Origin of the sequence: Pseudomonas sp. NFIX49 (assembly GCF_900115915.1) — a bacterium.
GTDB lineage: Bacteria > Pseudomonadota > Gammaproteobacteria > Pseudomonadales > Pseudomonadaceae > Aquipseudomonas > Aquipseudomonas pharyngis.
The window spans coordinates 234,605-251,092 of the sequence record NZ_FOYE01000009.1 but is presented as its reverse complement, the minus strand read 5'-3'; the positions used below and the strand labels follow the sequence as shown (position 1 = coordinate 251,092).

Below are 16,488 nucleotides of genomic sequence, written 5' to 3'. Positions count from 1 at the left end.
CACACGCCCCGACATAAGGAGTTTTCATGAGCACCTTCACGACCCAAGACGGCACCGAGATCTATTTCAAGGACTGGGGCAGCGGCAAGCCCGTGCTGTTCAGCCACGGCTGGCCGCTGGATGCCGACATGTGGGAATACCAGATGGAATATCTGAGCAGCCGTGGCTACCGCACCATCGCCTTCGACCGCCGCGGCTTCGGCCGTTCCGAGCAGCCGTGGACCGGCTACGACTACGACACCTTCGCCGATGACATCGCGCAACTGATCGAGCACCTCGACCTGCGTGACGTGACCCTGGTCGGCTTCTCCATGGGCGGCGGCGATGTCAGCCGCTACATCGCGCGTCACGGCAGCGAGCGTGTCGCCGGGCTGGTGTTGCTGGGCGCGGTAACGCCGCTGTTCGGCAAGAAACCGGACTTCGCCGAGGGCGTCGACAAGTCGGTATTCGACGGGATCAAGGCGGGTCTTTTGAAGGATCGCGCGCAGTTCATCGCAGACTTCAACACGCCGTTCTATGGCCTCGATAAAGGTCAGAAAGTTTCGGACGGCGTGCTGACACAAACCCTGAACATCGCCCTGCTGGCCTCGCTCAAAGGCACCGTGGATTGCGTCACTGCGTTCTCGGAAACCGACTTCCGTCCTGACATGGCGAAAATCGATGTGCCGACGCTGGTGATCCATGGTGACGGCGACGTCATCGTGCCGTTCGAAACCACCGGCAAACGCGCCGCCGAGCAAATCAAGGGTGCCGAGCTGAAGGTTTATGCCGGTGCGCCGCACGGGTTTGCCGTGACCCATGCGCAGGCACTGAACGAAGACCTGCTGGCGTTCCTCAATCGTTGAATTCGATGTAAATCAAGCGCCAACTGAAAAGGGCCGTCGACACACCTGTCGACGGCCCTTTTTTTCGTTGTCCCGGATTCCGGTGCCAGGGCGAAGCCCCTTGTTTACGGGGCTTTCAGACCTCTGCATCACGTTTTTATCTTCACATGCCAGCTTAATAATATTTTACCGATAACCACCCCCTCCCTAGTCTGATCCCAAGCACAGAGAACAGGTCGACAGCGACCTGAATCCAACGGCCTCGTGAGAAGGGATCAGAGATGACCACTGAAATAATAAAAACAGACACGCTTGTTGTCGGCGCCGGTCAAGCGGGTGTGGCCATGAGTGAACACCTGAGCAAACTCGGTGTGCCGCACCTGGTGCTGGAGCGCAGCCGCATTGCCGAACGCTGGCGCACCGGGCGCTGGGATTCGCTGGTGGCCAACGGTCCGGCGTGGCACGACCGCTTTCCGGGGATGGAATTCGATGATGTCGATCCGGACGGTTTCGCCCACAAGGAACGCGTCGCCGACTACTTCGAAGCCTATGCGAAGAAATTCAATGCGCCGATCCGCACCGGCGTCGATGTGAAAAGCGTGGTGCGCAATGTCGGGCGTCCGGGCTTCACCGTCGAGACCTCCGAGGGCGTGATCGAAGCCGCCCGCGTCGTCGCTGCAACAGGTCCGTTCCAGCGTCCGGTGATCCCGGCCATTGCGCCAAAAGATGAGCGTCTGCTGCAAATTCACTCGGCCGACTATCGCAACCCGCAACAACTGCCGGCCGGCGCAGTGCTGGTGGTCGGTGCCGGTTCATCGGGCGTGCAGATCGCCGATGAATTGCAGCGCTCGGGCAAGCAGGTTTACCTCTCGGTCGGCGCCCACGACCGCCCTCCCCGCGCTTACCGCAACCGTGATTTCTGCTGGTGGCTGGGCGTGCTCGGCGAGTGGGATCAGGCCGCGATGAAACCCGGCCGCGAGCACGTGACCATCGCCGTCAGCGGTGCCCACGGTGGCCGCACCATCGACTTCCGTGGTCTGGCCCATCGCGGCATGACCCTGGTTGGCGTCACCGAATCGTTCAGCGACGGCGTGGTGACCTTCAAACAGGACCTGCGCGACAACCTCAAACGTGGCGACGAGAACTACCTCGCGCTGCTGGATGCCGCCGACGCCTACATCGAACGCAACGGTCTGGATCTGCCGTTGGAACCGGAAGCCCGCGAGACTTATCCGGACCCTGAATGCGTGAAAAACCCGCTGGCCGATCTCGATCTGGCCGCCGCCGGCATCACCTCGATCATCTGGGCCACCGGGTTTGCCGTGGACTATTCGTGGCTGAAAGTCGCCGCTTTCGACGACAACGGCAAGCCGCAACATCAGCGCGGCGTGTCCAGCGAATCGGGTGTGTATTTCCTCGGTTTGCCGTGGCAGTCGCGGCGCGGGTCGTCGTTCATCTGGGGCGTGTGGCACGACGCCAAACACGTGGCCGATCACATCGCCACCCAACGCAAATACCTGGCCTATCGCGATGCCGAACAACGCGAAGCCGCGCTGCACAACCACGCTGTCGACACCGTCGACGCTTGATTTCCCTCTTCAATCCCGGCGCCCGTCGCGCCGGGTCCGATTTCGTCAGGAGCCTCACATGAGTCAGCCAACCCACACCCGCATTCGCATGTTCAACACCAAGGACACCTACCCGAACCAGACCCTGGACAACGACCTGTGCCAGGCCGTGCGCGCCGGTAACACCGTGTACGTCCGTGGTCAGGTCGGGACCAATTTCGATGGCGAACTGGTCGGCCTCGGCGACCCGCGCGCGCAGACCGAACAGGCGATGCGCAACGTCAAGCAACTGCTCGAAGAGGCCGGCAGCGACCTGAGCCATATCGTCAAGACCACCACCTACCTGATCGACCCGCGCTACCGCGAGCCGGTGTATCAGGAAGTCGGCAAATGGCTGAAGGGCGTGTTCCCGATCTCCACCGGGCTGGTGGTGTCGGCTTTGGGTCAGCCGCAGTGGCTGATGGAGATTGATGTGGTTGCGGTGATTCCCGAGTAATTCGACCTTAGCGAAAGGAGGCCACACATGACATTTTCCATCGCCGCCCGTTGCCCCGAAACCGGTCAGTTCGGCATCGCCATCAGTTCCTCCAGCATCGCCGTCGGCGCCCGCTGCCCGTGGCTGTTGCCGGGGGTTGGTGCGGTGTCGAGCCAGAACATCACCCTGCCATCGCTCGGCCCGGAAGTGCTTGCCCTGATGGAACAAGGCCTGGCACCCGAGGCTGCACTGGACAAGGTGCTGACCCGCAACGGCTACAGCCAGTACCGGCAGATCACGGCGATCAATCACCTCGGCCAGACCGCACATTTCAGCGGCGCGCAGACCCTCGGCGTGCACAACGCCGTGTCCGGCGAACAATGCGTGGCGGCCGGTAACATGCTCGCCGGGCGCTCGGTGATCGAAGCCATGGTCAGCGCGTTCGAAGAAGGCGAAGGTCAATTGGCGGATCGCCTGATCAACGCCCTGCACGCCGCCCAGGCCTTGGGCGGTGAAGCGGGCCCGGTGCATTCGGCGGCCGTGGTCGTGGTCGGTGAACTGACCTGGCCCATCGTCAACCTGCGGGTGGACTGGGCCGATGAAGACCCGATCGGGCAATTGCAGAAACTCTGGGACGCCTATCGTCCGCAGCTTCAGGACTACATCGACCGCGCCCTCGATCCGGCCAAGGCGCCGGGCTACGGGGTTGCCGGAGACGACCGATGAGCGACAGCGTCGCGTTGCTCAAGACGCTGGTGGGGTTCGACACCACCAGCCGCGAGTCCAACCTGCAATTGATCGAGTTCGTGCGCAACTACCTCGAAGGTTTCGATGTGCCGTGCGAGCTGATCTACGACGATGAGCGCAGCAAAGCCAACCTGTTCGCCACGATCGGCCCGGCCGATCAACCGGGCATCGTGCTGTCGGGGCACACCGATGTGGTGCCGGTCGATGGCCAGCCGTGGACGATGCCGCCGTTCGAACTCAGCGAGCGCGACGGCAAGCTTTACGGTCGCGGCACCGCGGACATGAAGGGCTACATCGCCTGCGTGCTCGCGCTGGTGCCGTCGCTGATCGAAGCACCGCTGCGTATGCCGGTGCATATTGCCCTGTCGTACGACGAAGAAGTCGGCTGCCTCGGTGTGCGCTCGCTGCTCAAGGTGCTGGAGCAACGTCCGGTCAAACCGCTGCTGTGCATCATCGGCGAGCCGACCGAACTCAAACCGGTGCTTGGGCACAAGGGCAAACTGGCGATGCGCTGCGATGTCCAGGGTCACGCCTGTCACTCGGCTTACGCGCCACTTGGGGTCAACGCCATCGAATGCGCCGCCGAGCTGATCGGCGAGCTGGGACGCATCGGCCGACAGCTCAAGGATGAACACCTCGATCCGCGTTTCGACCCGCCGTACTCCACGGTGCAAACCGGCGTGATCAGCGGTGGCAAGGCGTTGAACATCGTCCCCGCCGATTGCCGTTTCGACTTCGAAATCCGTGCCCTGCCCTCGCAGGATCCGGCGTTGGTCGCGCAGCAACTCAAGGCCTACGCCGAGCAGCAAATGCTGCCGCGCATGCGAGCCGTCAGCGAGCAGAGCGATATCCGTTTCAGCGAATTGTCGGCCTATCCGGGGCTCGCAACCGATGCCAGAAGCAAGGCTGCGGAACTGATCGCCACGTTCTGTGGCTCGGACGATTTCGGCACCGTGGCCTTTGGCACCGAAGGCGGATTGTTCGACGCGGTGGGGATTCCCACGGTGGTGTGCGGCCCCGGCAGCATGGATCAGGGCCACAAGCCGGACGAGTTCGTCAGCCTCGACCAACTCGAGGCCTGCGATGAGATGCTGCAACGGATGCTGGTTTCGATTCGCCTCTGAAAAAACCGGTCTGGCTGCGGGTTGAAGTTCGCAGCCGAGCCGCAGGCTCACCGACAGACAGCTGCTCCGATGGAGGTCAGCTGCGTTGTCGTTCACCGGGCTGAAATACCCGGGACAGAGCGTTTTCAGCTAACCGGAGAGCCTCGTTTTTTTAACGCCTGAAGCAACAAAACTACTAATTTATCTCTGCCCTTTCCTTGCCCATGATCACCCCAACAAGAAATGCGCCGTCCGTGCCGGCGCTCATTGAAGTACGTCCACGTACTCGTCCTTGCCTTGGAGTTCGTCATGACCACCTCTGCATCAACGTCTGCACCGCTCATTGAAAAACACACGATCGGCTACGTGCCGCCCGAAGATCGCCACGGAAAGGTTCGGGATCTGTTCACCCTCTGGTTCGGCGGCAACATCGCGCCGCTGCCCATCGTCACCGGCGCTCTCGGCGTGCAACTGTTTCACCTGAATCTGGTGTGGGGCATCGTCGCCATTCTGGTCGGCCATCTGGTCGGCGGTGTGTTGATGGCGCTGCACTCGGCGCAAGGCCCGCAGATGGGCATTCCGCAGATGATCCAGAGCCGTGCGCAGTTCGGCTCCCTCGGCGCGCTGCTGGTGGTGTTGATTGCCGGCGTCATGTACATCGGCTTCTTCGCCTCCAACATCGTGCTCGCCGGCAAGTCCCTGCATGGCGTGGTCGACAGCGTTCCAGTGCCCGTCGGCATCGTCATCGGTGCGCTGGGCTCGGGGATCATCGGGATCATCGGTTACCGCTTCATCCACGTGCTCAACCGCATCGGCACCTGGGTGCTGGGGATCGGCATCGTGATCGGTTTCGGCTACATCCTCACCCACATCCAGACCGATGATTTCCTCACGCGCGGCAGCTTCAACCTCTCGGGCTGGCTGGCAACGGTGTCGCTGGCGGCGCTGTGGCAGATCGCGTTCGCGCCTTACGTGTCGGACTACTCGCGTTACCTGCCGGCGAACGTGCCGGTGGCGGCGACCTTCTGGACCACCTATCTGGGATCGGCGCTGGGCTCCAGCCTGTCGTTCGTGTTCGGCGCCGTCGCGGTGCTGGCAACCCCGGTGGGCATGGACACCATGGACGCGGTGAAACTCGCCACCGGCGCCATCGGCCCGCTGATGCTGGTGCTGTTTCTGCTCAGCGTCATCAGCCACAACGCCCTCAACCTTTACGGCGCGGTGCTGTCGCTGATCACCCTGGTGCAGACCTTCGCCTACCGCTGGATTCCAACCGCCAAGAGCCGCGCAGTGATTTCGATCATCGTCCTGCTGGCTTGCTGCTTCGCTGCGGTCGGCGCCTCGGCGGACTTCATCGGCCACTTCGTCGACATGGTGCTGGTGCTGCTGGTCGTGCTGGTGCCGTGGACGGCGATCAACCTGATCGACTTCTACGCCATCCACAAAGGCCAGTACGACATCGGCTCGATCTTCCAGGTCGATGGCGGCATCTACGGCCGTTACAACCCGCAAGCCTTGCTGGCCTATGCGATCGGTATCGCGGTGCAGATTCCGTTCATGAACACGCCGCTGTACGTCGGGCCGGTGTCGGCGCACATCAACGGCGCGGACCTGTCGTGGCTGGTTGGCTTGCTGGTGACCTCGCCGCTGTATTTCTGGCTGGCGACCCGTGACAGTGCTTATCGTCGGCGGCTGACCTCCGGGAAACTGGCGGGCAGTCTGTAAGCCATTCGTTCTGCGCTGACACACGAAGGCCCTCGCAAATGAGGGCCTTTTTTGTTTTGGATGGGGCCGCCTATTTCGCTTTGAACGCCTCACGCCGCGCCTGTCGTTCCGCGGCGTACGCCTCTTGCGGCTGGCTGATCAGATCCTCACGCCGCAACACTTCACCGCAGTGATCGCACAACGGCCCGAGGCCGGCGCTGTGGTTGCAGTTCTTGTGGGTCATGTTCACCGCCAGCCCCTCCTCCGGCGATTTGCACCAGGTCTCGCCCCAGGCGCGCAACGCAATTATCACCGGGTAAAACGCCTCGCCCTTCGCGGTGAGGTGGTACTCGTAGCGTTTCGGCCGCTCGTTGTACAAGCGGCGCTCGACCAGTCCGTCCGCCTCCAGGCTTTTCAGACGGGCGGCGACCATCTGCGGCGTGCCGCCGGTCTGCGCCAGGATCTCGTCATAGCGATGGCTGCCCATGAACAATTCGCGCAAAACCAGCACCGTCCAGCGGTCGCCGACGATCGACTCGGCCCGGGAAATCGGGCACAGCGTGTCGGGAAGACTATCGTTTACAGCCATCAGGGCTTGCCTCTTTCACAGTTACTATGATTATCATATCAACACGATGCGGGAACAAGCCCTGAGCATCGATCACTCTCATTGCCGGAGTCCATCGTCATGTCGAAACCTCTCTATCCGCTCGACAGAACCGCCTACCTGCTGGTCGATCCGTACAACGATTTTCTCTCCGAGGGCGGCAAGATCTTTCCGCTGCTCAAACCGATGGCCGAGCAGAACGGCCTGCTCGACAACCTGCGCAAACTCGATCGCGCCGTGCGGGCCCTGCCGATCCCGGTGGTCATCGTACCGCATCATCGCTGGGTCAAAGGCGACTACGAGAACTGGGATCATCCAACCCCGACCCAACAAAAGATCATGCACATGCACCACTTTGCGCGCGGCGAATGGGGCGGTGAATGGCACCCGGATTTCGCGCCGAAGGACGGCGACATCGTGGTCCAGGAACACTGGGGCTCCAGCGGTTTCGCCAACACCGACCTGGACTTTCGCCTGAAACAGCAAGGCGTCACCCACGTGATCATCGTCGGCCTGCTGGCCAATACCTGCATCGAGGCCACCGCGCGCTATGCATCGGAACTCGGCTATCACGTCACGCTGGTGCGCGATGCGACCGCCGCGTTTAAAGAGGAAATGATGCACGCCGCCCACGAACTCAACGGCCCGACCTTCGCTCATGTCATCACCACTACAGACGAACTGATCGCCAACCTTCAGTCGCAAGGTGACGCAAAATGACTCTGACCGGCCACATGCTGATCGGCGCCGCTGACGTCCCCGCCACCGAGGGCACGATGAAGGCGCTGAATCCGGCAACCAACACGCTGATCGAACCGGAATTCGCCTTCGGCGGTGCAGCGCAGGTCGATCAGGCGGCAACCCTCGCCGACGCGGCCTTCGACAGCTACAGCCACACTTCGCTGGCCGAACGTGCGGCGTTTCTCGAAAGCATCGCCGACAACCTAGACGCCGTACGCGAAGAATTGGCCGCCCGCGCCGCGCTGGAAACCGGCCTGCCTCAGGCGCAGCTCGAAGGCGAAGCCGCCCGGGCCGCGACCCAGTTCCGTCAGTTCGCCGAGGTGGTGCGCAAGGGGCGCTTTCTGCAACTGGCGATAGACCCGGCGCAACCTGATCGCCAGCCGCGACCACGGATGGATCATCGCCTGCAGAAAGTCGCCATCGGCCCGGTGGCGATCTTCGGTGCGAGCAATTTTCCGATCTCCTATTCGGTAGCCGGTGGCGATACTGCGTCGGCACTCGCGGCCGGTGCGACGGTGATTCTCAAGGCGCATAACGCACATCCCGGCGCATCGGAAATCCAGGCTCGCGCTATCCGCAAAGCGGTGCAGTCGCATGGCTTGCATGAAGGGGTTTTCTCCATGGTGCGCGGTGGCGGCAATGCGATCGGTGAGGCGCTGGTCGATCATCCTTTGATTAAAGCGGTGACGTTCACCGGTTCAGAGGTGGGCGGCATGGCGCTTTATCGCCGCGCGCAGTTGCGGCCTGATCCGATTCCGGTTTTCACCGAAATGACCAGCGTCAACCCGACGTTCATTTTGCCCGCAGCGCTGTCCGCGCGTGGCGGAGAAATCGGCGATGGCTTTATCGAGCGGATGCTGGTGAATGTCGGGCAGGCCTGTCTGTGTCCGTCGATTCTGATCGCGATTGAAGGCGAAGGTCTGCAAGCGCTGCGCAATGCGATGATCAAACGGGTCAGCGAAGCGCCAGCGCGTACGATGCTGACGCCGGGGATTCACGGGTCATACGTTAACGGCCTGGTGGCGATGGAAAGCGTGGGGGCGAATCTGGTGGCGGTCGGCGCGCCGTCGGATGGCCAGTTTGAGGGCCGCTCGGCGTTGCTGGAAGTCGGTGGTCAGCACTTTCTCAACGAAACCGCACTGGCCCATGAAGTGTTCGGCCCGGCTGCACTGCTGGTGACGGTCAGCGATGAGGAAGAACTGCTGGCAGTTGCCCGCACGTTCAAGGGCCAACTGAGCGCAGCCATTCACCTTGAAGACCGCGATCTGGATCTGGCCCAGCGTCTGCTGCCGATCCTCGAACGACGCACCGGACGCATCGTGGTCAACGCCTTCGCCCATCCCCAGGAAGTGACCTTCGCCACCGTACACGGCGGCCCATTCCCGGCCACCTCGGACAGCCGCTTCACCTCGGTCGGCATGACCTCGATCGAGCGCTTTTTGCGGCCGGTGGCGTATCAGGGCTTTCCCGATGCATTGCTGCCGGAGGTGTTGCGCGACGCCAATCCACTCGACCTGCCTCGCAGCATCGACGGCCAATGAAAAATGCCCGGTTCGGCGAATCACCGAACCGGGCACGCTTTTCAATCAAATGAGCAGGTCTTCATGGAGAAGACCCGAACCCAGAGCGTCAATTCTCTTCTGCACGCACCACACCGCGCTCCTCCAGCAAACGCACAAACATACTCAGACTGCGCGACACCGTGCCCCGGCGCCACACCAGCCACGTCGTCAGATAACGAAAATCCGACGCCAGCGGCCAGACGCTGACCGTCGCGCAACCGGGCATGCTCTGCAGCATGCTGCGCGGCATCAATGCCAGACCGGCGCCCGCGCTGACGCAGGCGAGCATGCCGTGATAGGACTCCATTTCGAAGATCTTGCCGGGCACCGCAGCGTCGGTGCTGAACCATTTTTCGAAGTGATGGCGATAGGAGCAGTTCGAGCGGAACGCATAGATGTTCTCGCCATTCACGTCCGCCGCGCGCTGGATCGGCCCGTGGTGAAGCGGCGAGATGACGACCATTTCCTCTTCGAACGCCGGAATGCCCTCCAGCGCCGGGTGCAAAACCGGGCCGTCGACAAACGCGGCCGCCAGGCGCCCGGAGAGCACACCGTCGATCATCGTCCCGGACGGACCGGTCGACAGGTCCAGATCGACCTTCGGATGTTGCTGGTTGTAGGTCGCCAGCAGACCGGGAATCCGCACAGCCGCCGTACTTTCCAGCGAGCCCAGCGGGAACGCGCCTTGCGGTTCCTCGCCGGCCACCGTGGCTCGCGCTTCCTGCACCAGATCGAGAATACGCCGCGCGTACTCGAGAAAACTCCAGCCCGCCGGCGACAGGCGCAAGCGGCTTTTCTCACGGATGAACAGGTCGACGCCCAGGTCCTCCTCCAATTGCTTGATGCGCGTCGTCAGGTTCGACGGCACGCGATGGATCTGCGCCGCCGCAGCGCTGATGCTGCCGTGCTCGGCAACGGCCTTGAAGATTTCCAGTTGCACCAGATCCACAGTCATTCTCCAATCGTGAAAGAAACGCTCTTTATTATTCAGTTTCCAGAAACCAAACGCCACCCTACTCTGAGCGCATCCACTGACCTCGCAGGACGACGCCATGAGCCCGATTTCCAGCCAGACCCACGCTATCTCGATCAATCCCGCCACCGGCGAGCAGATCGGTCATTACGCCTTCGAATCCGCCGAAGCCCTCGATGCTGCGCTGACCCGCGCGGCGTTCGGCTTCAACAAGTGGAAACGCAAACCGCTGCAGGATCGCTCCCGCGCCCTGACTGCGCTGGCCGGTGCTCTGCGTGACAGCAGCGAAGCCATGGCGACCATGATCACCCGGGAAATGGGCAAGCCGATCGCCCAGGCCCGTGGCGAAATCGAGAAATGCGCCAAGCTCTGCGAGTGGTACGCCGAACACGGCCCGGCCATGCTCAACGCCGAAGCGACGCTGGTCGAAGGCGGCAAGGCGCGCATCGAATACCGTCCGCTCGGCCCGATCCTCGCCGTGATGCCGTGGAACTTCCCGATCTGGCAAGTGCTGCGCGGTGCGGTCCCGGCCCTGATCGCCGGCAACACTTACGTGCTCAAACATGCGCCGAACGTGATGGGCAGCGCCTACCTGCTGCGCGACGCCTTCACCCGCGCCGGTTTTGCCGATGGCGTGTTTGAAGTGATCAACGTCACCCCGGAAGGCGTTTCGACCGCCATTGCCGATTCGCGCATTGCAGCCGTAACCCTGACCGGCAGCGTCCGCGCCGGCATGGCCATCGGTGCACAGGCCGGTGCCGCGCTGAAGAAATGCGTACTGGAACTGGGCGGCTCCGATCCGTTTATCGTGCTCAATGACGCCGATATCGACGAAGCCGTGCAAGCGGCGGTGATCGGTCGTTACCAGAACTCAGGGCAAGTCTGCGCCGCCGCCAAACGCCTGATCATCGAAGAAGGTGTGGTCGAAGAATTCACCCGCAAATTCGTCGAAGCCACCCGCCAGTTGAAGATGGGCGACCCATTGTCCGCCGACAACTACATCGGCCCGATGGCCCGTTTCGATCTGCGTGACGAACTCGATCAACAAGTGCGCGACACCCTGGAAGAAGGCGCCACCCTGCTGCTCGGCGGCGGCAAAGTAGAGGGTTCGGGCAACTACTACGAGCCGACCGTACTGGCCGACGTCACCGACCGCATGACCTCGTTCAAGCAGGAACTGTTCGGCCCGGTGGCCTCGATCATCACCGCTCGCGACTGCGCCCACGCTGTAGCGCTGGCCAATGACAGCGAGTTCGGCCTGACTGCCACGATCTACACCGCCAACGTCGCCCTGGCCCAGCAACTGACCAGCGAACTGGAAACCGGCGGCGTGTTCATCAACGGTTACTCCGCCAGCGACCCGCGCGTGACCTTCGGCGGCGTGAAGAAAAGCGGTTTCGGCCGCGAGCTGTCGCACTTCGGCGTGCGCGAGTTCTGCAATGCGCAGACGGTGTGGCTGGATCGCCGCTGATCCAATGAAAAAAGCCCGGAAGCGTTTTGCGCTTCCGGGCTTTTTCATTTATGCCGCAGCCTGTTGGGGTTCCGACACCGTCCGATCTTTGCTTAATAGCCCCAGCACCACAGCCGCCGACACCAGGGTGATGATCGTCAGGATGTGCAGCAGATATTGGAACGCCGAGGCGTAACCCTGCACCAGACGTTCATTATCCAACCCCGGAACCGTGTTGATCGCATGGGCCATGTCGCCGGTGGTCACCCGGTGCGCCGTCTCCGCAATCAGCGCGGTGTCTGCACCGCTGGCTACGGCTTGCAGATCGGTATGCAGCAGCGAGGCAAGAATCGCCGCGACACTGGCCAGTGCAATCCCCTCACCCGCCACCCGTACCGTGTTGAAAATCCCGGCCGCCATGCCGGCGCGCTCTTTCGGCACCACGCTGACCGACAGTCCGTCCATCAAACCCCACGGCAGACCCGCACCGATTCCGATCAATACCATCGGCACCACCAGCGCAAATTTCGGCTCGCCGACGTTGTACAGGCTCAGCCAGTGCAGCCCCATGGCAGCTATCAGGAAACCCACGCCCGACAGGATGCCGGCCGAGACAAACCGGGTCATGGACGCCGCGAGCATCGGCACCACCAGCATCGGCGCCGACAGCGCCAGCAACAGCAGGCCGGCATCGATTTCACTCAAGCCTTCGACGCCGATAAAACGCAGCGGTAGCATGACCACGAGCACGATGTAGCAATAGCAGGTGCCGATCGGCAGCATCTGCACGCCGACGAAGCGCGGAAAGCGGAACAGCGTCAGATCGAGCATCGGACGTTTGACGCGCATTTCGATGCAGACGAACAGCGCCAGCAACAGCGCCGAAGCACCCAGCAGACCAACCACCAACGGACTGCCCCAACCGCTCTCGGGTGCCTGAATCACACCGAACGTAAACAGCGCCAGCATCGAACTGAATGTCACGGTGCCCGGCCAGTCGAGACCGCTGGCGTCGGGGTCGCGGGTTTCGCGCATGCGCGGCAGACCGAAGACCATCGCGATCACACCGATCAGCGCGGTGAACACAAAGATCGCGCGCCAGTTGAACGCCTCGATCAACGCTCCGGCCACCAACGGGCCGAACGCGAGACCGATACCAAACGTGGTGCCGAGCATGCTGTACGCACGGGTGCGCGCATGACCTTCGAATTCCTGCGCCAGCGCCGCCGAACCACTGGCCAGAGCCGCCGCACCGGCCACGCCCTGAACCGCTCGCAATACGTCGAGCCAGAACACCGAAGGTGCCAGGCTCTGGGCAATCGACGCGGCGGTGAACAACAGCATTCCGCTGGTGAACAGGCGCTTGCGTCCATAGACATCGGCCAACGCCCCTGCTGCCATCAGCAAACTGCCAAACGACAACATGAACGCATTGGTGATCCAGGTCAGCGCCACCGGGCTGCCGCCCAGGTCACCGCCAATGGCCGGCGTTGCCACCGCGCCACCAGTGAAACTTAACGGAAGGACCAGAGCCGACAGGCAAATGGCTGCGAGGATCAGCAGCTTGTCGCGCGCGCCCGTGTGTTGGGAGACGTTTGTCATGATTTCATCCAATGAAAAGAAAATCAGGCTGCGATCAATAGAGCGCAGCCTGCGATAGCTTCAACGAGGGGCCAGGTCAGTCCTTGAAATCCGTGGACAACGCCAGCTCATTCCACTCGGCCAACTCCTGCGCCACCAAGCGGTTCTTCGCTTCGATTCGCGCAATCGTGTCGCTGCCCAGCGCCAGCCGTTGCGGCGGGTTCGGCGCGTTGACCAGCGCCAGCATCGCTTCGGCAAACTTCAGCGGATCGCCCGGCTGGGCATGGTTGGCCGCTTCGGCAAACGTGCGCATCTTGCCAACGGTTTCGTCGTAGTCCGGCAGCACCAGTGCGGTCTTGATCAGCGATTGTTCGTCGAGGAAGTCGGTGCGGAAGAAGCCCGGTTCGACCACCGTGGCATGAATGCCCAGCGGCGCCAGTTCCTGATGCAACGCTTCGCTGATGCCTTCCACTGCGAACTTGGTCGAGCCGTAGACACCCCAGCCCACGTAGGCCTGATAACCGCCAATCGACGAGATGTTGATGACCCGTCCGCTGCGCTGGGCACGCATGTGCGGCAACACGGCGCGGGTGACGTTGAGCAGGCCGAACACGTTGGTGGCGAACAGGCGCTCGGTTTCGCTGGCGCTGGTTTCTTCGACGGCGCCCAACACGCCAAAGCCGGCATTGTTGATCAGCACGTCGATGCGGCCGAAGCGCTTGATGCCCTGTGCCACCGCTTGATGGGCTTCCTCTTCGCGAGTGACGTCCAGCCGCACCGCCAGCAGGTTCGGGTGATCGCCGAGGCGGTCGGTGATGTCTTGCGGGTTGCGGGCGGTGGCAATCACCGCGTCACCGGCACGCAGGGCCTGTTCAGCGATAAGGATGCCAAAACCACGGGAAGCTCCGGTAATCAGCCAGGTACGCATATCAACTCCTCCTGTCGGTGACCCTGGCGAGATTGCCGGGCCTTCTTGATGAGTTGAGTCGACTTTAAAGCCGTGCTACTGATGTGATAATCCCAACAAATTTGCATGACTTTGTGAAAGGTGTTCACAAATGAAAAACCCGTCCACGGCGGATCTGTCGATCTTTCTTTGCATCGCCCAGCACCTGAATTTCAGCCGTGCAGCGGTGGATCTGGGCCTGACACCGTCGGCGCTGAGCCATTCGTTGCGCGCTCTGGAAAATCGCCTGGGCGTGCGCCTGTTCAATCGCACCACTCGCAGTGTGGCGCTGACCGAAGCGGGCGAGCGGTTATATGCGCGGCTGAAACCGGCATTTCGCGACATCGACGACGCGCTCGAAGACCTCAATCACTTTCGCGACAAACCTTCCGGCAACCTGCGTATCACTGCCGGACGTCAGGCCTGCGAACTGGTGTTGCTGCCGATTGCCGGGGCGTTCCTGCAGGCCTATCCGGACATCCGCCTGGAAGTGGTCGAAAGCGATGCGCTGCTGGATATCGTCGCCGCAGGTTTTGATGCCGGGGTGCGGTTCGGCAATCGGCTGGAGGCGGACATGGTGTCGCTGCCGATCGGCCCGACCTTGCGCTCGGTGGTGGTCGCCTCGCCGGCATTTCTCGAGCGGCACGCCGCGCCGCAAAAACCCGAGGATCTGCACGCCCTGCCCTGCATCCGTCACCGCTTTCCCAGCGGCGCGCTGTATCGTTGGGAATTCGAACGCGGTGGCATCGATCAGGAAATCGAAGTCAACGGCCCGCTGACCCTGGGCGATGTCAGCCTGATGGTCGGCCCGGCGTTGCAGGGCTTGGGACTGGCGTATGTGTTCGAGGACATGGCCCGCGAGCACTTGGCAAGCGGGCGGCTGGTGCAGGTACTGGCGGACTGGTGCCCGTACTATCCCGGCCTGCACCTGTATTACCCGAGCCGGCGCCATGTGCCGGCGCCGCTCAAGGCGTTTATCGACTTCGCCCGCCATGCCCGCGATGGCAAAACGGGCTGAGCCGTTCTACAGATACTTCAGCCAGGCAATGTCGCGACGCCGGGCCTTCAATGCCGAAAACCAGCGCACGGCCGGGAACAACGCGACCGCCAGCACCATCGCCGCCAGCCAAACCGCCGTCACCGAAGAGAAACCGAAATAGGTGCCCTGATTAAGCCCGAACAGCGCCACGCCGATCAGGTACAGCACCTTCAGCACATACAGGTGCAGCAGGTAGAAAAACATCGGCGCCGAGCCGAACACCGTCAGCCAGCGAATCCAGCGCCGATCCTGTGCGCGTTCGAACACCAGCAACAGCAACAGTCCGACACTCACCGTCAATGTGATGAACAACAGCGACGGCGGGTATTTGGTGATGTTGAAAAAACTCATCAGGGTTTGCACACCGCTGTCACCGAAGGCCCAGGGTTTCTCGCCGTAACCGTTGACCAGCCGCAGCGCCACAAAGCCCAGCAAACCGGTGATGCCACCGATCAACAAACGGCGCTGACGCACCCCGGCATCGGCCGCACGAGCGAACCACGGCCCCAGCGCGTAACCCAACCCGATCACGCCGATCCACGGCAACAACGGGTACGAGGTGCGCAGACGCAAGGTCTCGCTGGCCTCGATCCAGCCCCGGTCATGCAGGATCGCCCACGGTATGTGCAGCGCCGACTCCGCTGCGAAGTGCAGTCCGTCGAGCAGATTGTGCCCGGCGATGATCGCCAGGCTCAGCGTCAACAACAGCCAGCGTGGCAGCCAGACCAGCAGCGACAGCGCGATCATGCTCAGGCCGATCGCCCAGATCACTTGCAGGTAGATCACAGTCGGTGGCAGCTGGAACGTCCAGGCAAAATTCACCAGGGTGAATTCGAGCGCCACCAGAAACAAACCGCGCTTGAACAGAAAGGCACTGACGTCAGCCTTGCCGTCGTACTTCTCGCCGAACAGCCACGCCGACAACCCGGTCAACAGCACGAACACCGGCGCGCACAGATGCGCCAGGGTGCGACTGAAGAACAGCGCCGGTTCCGTGCTGGCGATGTCCATCGGGTCGGTGACCTGACGATGCAGCAGAAAGGTTTCGCGCACGTGGTCCAGCAACATGAACAGAATCACCAGGCCACGCAGCGCATCAATGGACAGCAACCGGCCAGTCGCCGAGGGGGCAGAACGGGGAACCGCAATCGTCATGGAAGTATCGCAA

Annotated in this window: 15 protein-coding genes; 10 read left to right on the top strand and 5 right to left on the bottom strand. The window is 62.3% G+C overall.

From position 1 onward, the window contains the following. The first annotated feature begins 26 nt into the window (after window positions 1-26). From BMZ46_RS25090 to BMZ46_RS25065, 6 genes are all read left to right on the top strand, one after another. Entirely contained in the window at window positions 27-845 is an 819-nt protein-coding gene (locus BMZ46_RS25090) for an alpha/beta fold hydrolase (RefSeq protein WP_064597308.1), read from the top strand. A 260-nt stretch (window positions 846-1,105) separates the two neighbouring features. Next, the gene (locus BMZ46_RS25085; protein WP_074688648.1) at window positions 1,106-2,413 is read left to right on the top strand and encodes a flavin-containing monooxygenase; all 1,308 of its coding nucleotides are present in this window, start codon (window positions 1,106-1,108) and stop codon (window positions 2,411-2,413) included. Between the two features lie 58 nt (window positions 2,414-2,471). Beyond that, window positions 2,472-2,888, top strand: a complete 417-nt coding sequence (locus BMZ46_RS25080) for a RidA family protein (protein WP_007950460.1) — start codon at window positions 2,472-2,474, stop codon at window positions 2,886-2,888. Between the two features lie 27 nt (window positions 2,889-2,915). Continuing rightward, window positions 2,916-3,593 (top strand): DUF1028 domain-containing protein, encoded by a 678-nt coding sequence (locus BMZ46_RS25075; protein WP_074688650.1) that lies wholly within the window; start codon window positions 2,916-2,918, stop codon window positions 3,591-3,593. Next, window positions 3,590-4,738: an acetylornithine deacetylase gene (argE, locus tag BMZ46_RS25070; protein ID WP_074688652.1), complete on the top strand. Its 1,149-nt coding sequence runs from the start codon at window positions 3,590-3,592 to the stop codon at window positions 4,736-4,738. The genes BMZ46_RS25075 and argE overlap by 4 nt, the downstream gene beginning before the upstream one ends. A gap of 288 nt (window positions 4,739-5,026) precedes the next feature. After that, window positions 5,027-6,442: a purine-cytosine permease family protein gene (locus tag BMZ46_RS25065; RefSeq protein WP_074688654.1), complete on the top strand. Its 1,416-nt coding sequence runs from the start codon at window positions 5,027-5,029 to the stop codon at window positions 6,440-6,442. Between the two features lie 70 nt (window positions 6,443-6,512). Here BMZ46_RS25065 and BMZ46_RS25060 read toward each other — a convergent pair whose 3' ends face one another. Next, window positions 6,513-7,010, bottom strand: coding sequence for a winged helix-turn-helix transcriptional regulator (locus tag BMZ46_RS25060; RefSeq protein WP_039766945.1), 498 nt, complete (start codon window positions 7,008-7,010; stop codon window positions 6,513-6,515). A gap of 99 nt (window positions 7,011-7,109) precedes the next feature. Here BMZ46_RS25060 and BMZ46_RS25055 point away from each other — a divergent pair, with 99 nt between their 5' ends. Then, window positions 7,110-7,748, top strand: a complete 639-nt coding sequence (locus BMZ46_RS25055; protein WP_074688656.1) for a cysteine hydrolase family protein — start codon at window positions 7,110-7,112, stop codon at window positions 7,746-7,748. Further along, window positions 7,745-9,310: an aldehyde dehydrogenase (NADP(+)) gene (locus BMZ46_RS25050; protein WP_074688658.1), complete on the top strand. Its 1,566-nt coding sequence runs from the start codon at window positions 7,745-7,747 to the stop codon at window positions 9,308-9,310. The genes BMZ46_RS25055 and BMZ46_RS25050 overlap by 4 nt, the downstream gene beginning before the upstream one ends. An 88-nt stretch (window positions 9,311-9,398) precedes the next feature. Here the strand turns inward: BMZ46_RS25050 and BMZ46_RS25045 are convergent, their stop codons facing one another. Then, window positions 9,399-10,280: a putrescine utilization regulator PtrR gene (locus BMZ46_RS25045; RefSeq protein ID WP_074689290.1), complete on the bottom strand. Its 882-nt coding sequence runs from the start codon at window positions 10,278-10,280 to the stop codon at window positions 9,399-9,401. Between the two features lie 103 nt (window positions 10,281-10,383). Here BMZ46_RS25045 and BMZ46_RS25040 point away from each other — a divergent pair, with 103 nt between their 5' ends. After that, a complete protein-coding gene (locus BMZ46_RS25040; protein ID WP_074688660.1) occupies window positions 10,384-11,775 on the top strand; it encodes an aldehyde dehydrogenase family protein in 1,392 nt (463 codons plus the stop codon). Between the two features lie 48 nt (window positions 11,776-11,823). On the opposite strand, the gene BMZ46_RS25035 is transcribed toward BMZ46_RS25040, so the two are convergent. Together BMZ46_RS25035 and BMZ46_RS25030 are read right to left on the bottom strand one after the other, a co-directional pair. Further along, the gene (locus BMZ46_RS25035; protein WP_074688662.1) at window positions 11,824-13,356 is read right to left on the bottom strand and encodes an MFS transporter; all 1,533 of its coding nucleotides are present in this window, start codon (window positions 13,354-13,356) and stop codon (window positions 11,824-11,826) included. 76 nt (window positions 13,357-13,432) lie between these two features. Continuing rightward, the gene (locus BMZ46_RS25030; protein ID WP_074688664.1) at window positions 13,433-14,263 is read right to left on the bottom strand and encodes an oxidoreductase; all 831 of its coding nucleotides are present in this window, start codon (window positions 14,261-14,263) and stop codon (window positions 13,433-13,435) included. A gap of 130 nt (window positions 14,264-14,393) precedes the next feature. On the opposite strand from BMZ46_RS25030, the gene BMZ46_RS25025 reads away from it, so the two are divergent. Continuing rightward, entirely contained in the window at window positions 14,394-15,299 is a 906-nt protein-coding gene (locus BMZ46_RS25025; RefSeq protein WP_074688666.1) for a LysR family transcriptional regulator, read from the top strand. 6 nt (window positions 15,300-15,305) lie between these two features. Here BMZ46_RS25025 and BMZ46_RS25020 read toward each other — a convergent pair whose 3' ends face one another. Next, the gene (locus tag BMZ46_RS25020; RefSeq protein ID WP_074688668.1) at window positions 15,306-16,475 is read right to left on the bottom strand and encodes an acetyltransferase domain-containing protein; all 1,170 of its coding nucleotides are present in this window, start codon (window positions 16,473-16,475) and stop codon (window positions 15,306-15,308) included. Between the last annotated feature and the right edge of the window lie 13 nt (window positions 16,476-16,488).